Origin of the sequence: Ferruginibacter sp. (assembly GCF_031430955.1) — a bacterium.
Lineage (GTDB): Bacteria > Bacteroidota > Bacteroidia > Chitinophagales > Chitinophagaceae > Ferruginibacter.
Map to the genome: position 1 here is coordinate 1 of NZ_JANPCM010000174.1, position 6,725 is coordinate 6,725.

Annotated in this window: 7 protein-coding genes; 3 read left to right on the forward strand and 4 right to left on the reverse strand. The window is 35.9% G+C overall.

Annotation, left to right across the window (positions count from 1 at the left end):
• The coding region (locus ACY65O_RS04690) for a DUF4382 domain-containing protein (protein WP_462219689.1) at positions 1-267 on the forward strand (267 nt) is incomplete at its 5' end.
• A 296-nt stretch (positions 268-563) separates the two neighbouring features.
• Here ACY65O_RS04690 and ACY65O_RS04695 read toward each other — a convergent pair.
• Together ACY65O_RS04695 and ACY65O_RS04700 are read right to left on the reverse strand one after the other, a co-directional pair.
• A complete protein-coding gene (locus tag ACY65O_RS04695; protein WP_462219690.1) occupies positions 564-1,886 on the reverse strand; it encodes a DEAD/DEAH box helicase in 1,323 nt (440 codons plus the stop codon).
• A gap of 112 nt (positions 1,887-1,998) precedes the next feature.
• Positions 1,999-3,576, reverse strand: a complete 1,578-nt coding sequence (locus tag ACY65O_RS04700; RefSeq protein ID WP_462219691.1) for a hypothetical protein — start codon at positions 3,574-3,576, stop codon at positions 1,999-2,001.
• Positions 3,577-3,878: 302 nt separating this feature from the next.
• On the opposite strand from ACY65O_RS04700, the gene ACY65O_RS04705 reads away from it, so the two are divergent.
• Both ACY65O_RS04705 and ACY65O_RS04710 read left to right on the forward strand, forming a co-directional pair.
• Positions 3,879-4,163: a hypothetical protein gene (locus ACY65O_RS04705; RefSeq protein WP_462219692.1), complete on the forward strand. Its 285-nt coding sequence runs from the start codon at positions 3,879-3,881 to the stop codon at positions 4,161-4,163.
• 121 nt (positions 4,164-4,284) lie between these two features.
• The gene (locus tag ACY65O_RS04710; RefSeq protein WP_462219693.1) at positions 4,285-4,791 is read left to right on the forward strand and encodes a hypothetical protein; all 507 of its coding nucleotides are present in this window, start codon (positions 4,285-4,287) and stop codon (positions 4,789-4,791) included.
• Positions 4,792-4,799: 8 nt separating this feature from the next.
• Here ACY65O_RS04710 and ACY65O_RS04715 read toward each other — a convergent pair whose 3' ends face one another.
• Complete coding sequence (locus ACY65O_RS04715; RefSeq protein WP_462219694.1) at positions 4,800-6,059, reverse strand: hypothetical protein; 1,260 nt, start codon at positions 6,057-6,059, stop codon at positions 4,800-4,802.
• Positions 6,060-6,725, reverse strand: a 666-nt coding sequence (locus ACY65O_RS04720) for a DNA gyrase C-terminal beta-propeller domain-containing protein (RefSeq protein ID WP_462219695.1), incomplete at its 5' end; no start/stop codon positions are given.

Below are 6,725 nucleotides of genomic sequence, written 5' to 3' on the forward strand. Positions count from 1 at the left end.
GACACCCTTTTAGCGTCATTGGTTTTACCACAGCAAACCGTTAAAGAAATCCGTTTTGTACTTGGCCCCAACAACACTATAAAAGATAACGGAATTGTTTACCCGTTAGTAATTCCAAGTGGAGCACAATCTGGTTTAAAAATAAAAATAAGTAAAAAATTAGCTGCTACTTTAGAAACTGTACTAATTGATTTTGATGCAGCTTTATCAGTAAAAAAAGAGGGCAATGGCGATTATAAATTAAGGCCGGTATTGAAAATAAAATAATTTTTTTAAAAATAATAAATAAAAATGCAGCCGTATTACGGCTGTATTTTTTTGGTACAAACTTTAGGAATTCTATTTACTACCAATTGGACATTGAAAATACACTGTCAGCCTGAGCTTGTCGAAGGCGGATTTACTCTTGCACCCGGTTTCGACAATCCCGATTACAATCGGGACTGACAATTTTTACCGGGTAGATTAAATGTCCAATTGGAAACATCGTTGTGTCACTTCCCAATGCATAGGGATGCGGCATACCTTTATTGAAATTTTATCAAAGCGGATTAAGTACATGATTACTTCGCCACTTCAATCTTCACCTTCTTATTCTTTATCTTTTCATTTTTAATTAACTGCAAAACCTCACTTACTTTTATTTTTTTTATCGCTACAAAAGAAAAGAAATCTTTTACTTCTATTAAACCAATATCTTCTTTTTTTAATTGGCCTTTTTGCCCCAGGAAGCCAACGATATCAATTTTGTTTACTTTATCCTTTTTACCGGCAGCTATAAAAAGAGTACTCCATTTTGGTTTTTCGGGAATTTCGTTTACATCATTTAACTGTTGATCAGTTGCAGTGGCGGTAATATAATCCGGCAAAATTTCTTCTTCCGAATAAATTACATAGGCTGTGCCGCTGGCATCCATACGTGCTGTGCGGCCATTGCGGTGTGTAAAAATATCTTCCGATTGCGGCAGGTGATAATGAATGATGTTGCGGATGTTGGGAATATCCAAACCACGGGCCGCCAAATCTGTAGTAACTAAAACGTTTGAAGTACCATTTCTGAATTTACATAAAGCACTGTCACGTTCCTGTTGTTCCATGCCGCCATGATAAAATACATTTACAATGCCTTTGTCGGCTAAAATTTCGCTGGTTCTTTCAACAGATTGGCGGTGATTGCAAAAGATGATAGTGGAGCGGTTGCCTAAAAAACAGATCAATTTAAACAGAATATCAGCTTTATCTTTATCAGCAGAAAAAACAGTTTTGATCTCCAGACCCAAAGAATTTTCATTCACCAGATGAGCATAATTTAGTCGTACTGCATCTTTTAATCCAATGAAATTTGGAACTTCAACAGATTCAGTTGCAGAGGTTAATACACGTTTGCTTATATTTTTTAGTGAGCCGATAATAAATTCCATTTCTTCCTGAAAACCCAGTTCAAGCGATTTATCAAACTCATCCAATATCAGCGTTGCAATATCTGCGGTGGCAAAATTATTTCTGCGTATATGATCGGCCAGGCGGCCAGGCGTACCAATGATAAGTGCCGGCGCCTGCAGCAAATTATTTTCTTCCGTTTCCCGTTTATGCCCGCCATAGCAAACAGAAACTTTAAAACCGGTTTGCATTTTTCTAAATACATCATCAATTTGAATGGCCAGCTCACGGCTGGGTACAATTATTAATGCCTGCGGTGTTTTAATAGCTGTTTTTAAAAGATTAACCAGTGGTAATAAAAACGCCAGCGTTTTACCCGAGCCTGTGGTAGAAACTAAAATGGTATCATTATTTTTTTCTATTGCATCCAGCGAAGCCAGTTGCATTTCGTTAAGTTGTTCAATTTTAAAATTGCTTAAAATTCCGGCTATATTAGTTGATTGCATAAATGCAAAAATACACTTAGTTATTATGATGGGCTAATTCATAATTTAAGTTAGTCAAAAACAAAACCGGATGTTAGTTAAAAACATCCGGTTAAATTAAAGCTGTTTAAAATTATTTACCCAATGGCACAATTCTAATTGCAAAAATCCGGTTGCTTGCTATTGAATAATGAACCGAATTTGGGCCAAATACATTTGGTTGATAGGAAAGTATCCCTCCATGCAGGTAGCCAATATTACCGCCGGCAGGGTTATCATTAATAAATGCATCATAATCTATTACGCCATTTGATAAAGCGCTTTTATTAACTGCCCAGGTTATTTCAGATTCGGAACCGTTGTAAAAAACACTTCCTGCCGGTACTACTAAAGCTGGTATTGCCTTTGTTGTAGCTGTAGCTGGTACAAATGGCAGCGTATAAGGTATTTTAGAATTTGGGAACGAATCGGGCAGCAGGTATTGTGCATATTGATGTGCTGCGTTTACAGAAATAGTAGTAAACTGATTAGAAAATGGGATACTGGTAAATAAAGCTAAATCTGGCGGCGTAAGAGTGGTGTTAGCATCAGCACCTTTGTATTGAAGTAAGACAGGTTTTGTAATAGCTCCGCCAGTGTATTGGGCATTCTTCATACCACCCAGCATTGTTGCATAACATTCTTTTCTTTGTTTACTGTAAACCGGAACTACCTGGCAGGTATAAACATTAGATAGCATAACAAAACTGGTATCTTCTGCAGCTGAGTTGCCATTAATCCATACCGGCGAAGTAAAATTTGTATTCCCATTTTTAAAAACGCCTGCAAAATACAGCAGTGAATGCATTTCGTTGGCTCCGGGATCAATCATTGCAGTCATGCTTCCATCACGCCTTCTAAAATTTCCACCAGTAGAAGTTTTTGGCGAATCCACATAATTATCTTTACAGGTTGGGCATACAGGAATGTGGTTTATTGTTATGGTATGCCCATCATCTTTAAAAGTAAAACTTTGTACTTGATGGGTATACAGGTCCTTGGGAAAGTTCCATCCAAATACTAAATAAACGGTGTTGACAATTACACTTAGTTCGCCGCCTGTTATTGCAAAGCTGCTATCTACTACCTGGCGAATGGAGCCTGCCGTTAGTGCCTGTTTATTTATAACACTGGTAATAAGTGTGGGCAAATTAATTGCAGTCATATAAGGCATGGTTAACGGAAGTTTTGTTGGTGCGCTGGCTCCAAGTAATCCCCCCAGCATATAAAGTACACTGTCTTTTGTAAAAAACTCGGCATTATTGGCAAGAAAATGATCGTTGTTAATACGATCAATAGTGGTTATTGCTTTGGCGGCTGCACTGTACACCTGCCAGTTGGTTAGGTTATTATCCCATCCTTTAGTATCAATTACATAAATAGAATCGTTGGCATTGTCCTGGTTAAATTTGTAAGTACCTGCATGTAAACCATTGGTACGTCCGCCAAGCATTACAATCTTATCGCCGTAGGTGGCATGTGTATAAGAATGAAGATCGGGCAGCGAATTGTTTACAAATTCCACCAATTGTATGGTATAGGGCGGGCCGCTATATTCTTTTACCAAAATATTTGTATCTGCGGTAGAATGATCTGTAGTGGAATTATTATTACAGCTTTTAATAATAGTAATTGCAAAAAGTGCAACTAAGTAAATTGATACTTTTTTCATAAATAAGTGAAGGTTTTATTTTAAAAACTGGGTTAAATGATTTGCATTTTAAAACTAAAATAACGCAGAAAGATCAGAATCGGCTGGTTGAGTTAAATCCATGATTTTAGGAAGGGTTTTATTGTAGAGTAATATACAAGTGATATTGGTTGAATCCAATAGCGATAGAGGGAATTATTGAAATATTGTTTTCTTATAATTAATATTATGTTAAATAGCCGCTTGATATTCAATTAAATAAATGCGCCAACGCCACCCCAGAGCGAAGATTATGAAGTAGATTTATGCGAAATATTAAATACATGAAAGTTTACTACAGATTAGGCGACCTTGAAGCTGAAAATATTTCAGATTTCAACTTAAATATTGAAACCTTTGAACAACAGACTTTAGCCTACTTTATGGAGAAAAATAAATATCGATATATGTGGGCTCTTAGAAGTATTGAAAACATAATTACAGAAGAAGGAGGAAAAATTACTGTTAATGAAGAAGGCCATATTTTTATGGATAAATTCAGCAATGAAACAATCGCCAAAATGCAGACTTTAATATCCCTAGAGTTTGGACAAATAAAGAACCAATGACTAACTAACGTTTTCTAAAAAGACTTAAAACACGGCAACCACACAAATTGCACCCCTGCCTGCCATCTCAGAACGAAGATTATGGAGTACATTAACTTAACTTTTATTAAAAACTACTTCAATGGCTGATATGATGAATATTGCAAACCCCAATAATGATTATGATGGGTTAAATGAAAATTCAACTGATTTAGAGCGAATAGATGTTTTTTTGAAAATTCTCTTAGACGGTACAAACTATTTAGATTATGAAAGCCTTTATGTTGCAGATAATAAAGAAGAACTTTTTAAGGCAAAACTTTTAGCTACAGGATTTGTTAGTGAATCCATTTCTCAATCTGAAGTTTGTAAATTAACTACTCAAGGGCAATTAGCTTTAGATGAATATGGTTCATATTCTGCTTATTCAAATGCACAAATTGAAGAGCAAAACACTAAAGATTTAGCAAATGAAGAAAAGGAAAATTTACAAATGCAGAAACTTCGCAGTGACGTAATAGACATTACCAATAAATTATCGGACTATAAAAAAACGCAAGACAGAGCTAAAATGAGCTTTTATCTATCCATACTTGCAGTAATTTTGGCTGCCTTAACAATATTGCTAAAATTTATTCAAAGTAAGTAACTTAAGAACTACTGCACCGTAGCCTGGTTCTTTCTTATCTCTTTCTTCATTCCTAGAAAAATATAGTTTGAAATCAACAACTGCAATGCTTCTTTATAAACCACTCGATTATTTTTAGAAAATTTATTTACAATCTCCTTCAAATAAATATTTGATTGTAGTAAAAAATTCCGTTGAGCTATTTTATATCCATTTAAAACCTTAGCATCCGTTGTAGATCCCAGCTTCATTTCCTTCCCTACATCATTTGCTTTATTAATGTAGAATTTCCCCAGTAATAACCTGCCATCAACTAATGCAGTGTTTGTTTTTAAATATTGCAAAAGCCTATTTTTCAAAATGCGTTCATACAATGCTTTGTCTTTTATGTCTGCTTTACTTTGGTACAAATAATTAAATACATCATTCAAATAAGCAAACTGAAATTTACTCTCCGGTTGTTTTTTTAAAAGTGCTGCATAAGCAACAAAAAGGTTTGTATAATCTCCTTGCTGCCCCAGCCAGTCTATCATTATCAAATTAAAATAAACAGATGCTGGAAATTTTTGCATGGCTATCGCTGCATATTTATTAAAATTCTCACCATCTTTTTGGTGCTTGTAATAATATACCAGCCATTGGTAAATACTTTCAAATCCCTTGCTGGATGTACTTTGAGTAATGCCTGCATCTGCAATTTTCTTTGCAAAATACAGCGCCTCTGTTTCCTTACCGGCATTAATGCCCGCTTTGGTACTGTAAAAAATGTTGTTGGTATCAAAGGCTGAAAGTCCCCAACCATTGCTGTAAATGTAACTACTTACCAACCCGGCGTTTTTAAATTTATTTAATGCTTCGCTGTAACTGCCCTTATCATTACGTTCGGCACCGGCATTAAAATATGCCAGGCCTTCGTTGGTATAGCCATTGTATAAATCAAATGGTAAATTGTAATGAGTAGGTTTTAATTGATCCCTTACAAAATCGCTGTTCAATTGTTTTGCTTTTTTCAAAGCTTCAAAAGCTTCCATCCCGGCATCCGCTGCAAGGTATTTTGATTCAACATCTTTTCTTATGGCGTTATAAATATTGGCTTTCAGCAACCATCCTTCTGTATTGTTTTCATTTATCAAAACAAAACTGTCCACCGATTCTTTTGCACGGGCAAAGTCTTTTTCCTCAAAAAAAAACCTGGCTGTACTTAAATTTTGAGCCTTACAAAATGCCATAAAAAACAAAAAGCCAATAATAAAAATTATTGGCTTTTTATATAAAACAATCTTTACCATTTACTGATTATCAGTATTTTCAGTAGCATCTGTTTCATCTGTATCAGGCGCCTCTGTTGATGTATCACTTGAAGTATCAGCTTTGTCAGTAATTGCCTCATTTGACAAATTACTTTCGGTAGCTTCCACTTCAATTTCTTCTTCTTTTTCATCCAATTGTGTAATGGCTGCAATGGCATCATCTTCATCTACCCTTATTAATTTTACCCCCTGCGTTGCCCGGCCCTGTTCGCTAATTTGTAAAACCGGCATACGAATAGTAATGCCCGACAAACAGGTTATCATCAGATCTTCCTTTTCAGTTACATCCAGCAATCCAACAAGTCCGCCTGTTTTTTCAGTTACATTAATGGTCTTAACGCCCTTACCTCCACGGTTGGTAATTCTGTAATTGGCTTCGCCGCTTTCTGCATCATCTAAAGAAGTTCGTTTGCCGTAACCTTTTTCACTCACCACCAAAATGGTTTTGCTCTTATCTTCCCTGTTTACGCAAACCATACCCACTACTTCATCTTTTTCATCATCTACTTCTATACCAGCCACACCAATTCCTCCACGTCCTGTGCTGCGTACTTTTTCTTCGGGGAAACGAATGGCACGGCCACTTTTTACCGCCATCATTATTTCGCAATTACCATCGGTAAGTCTTGCAGCTAATAACTGATC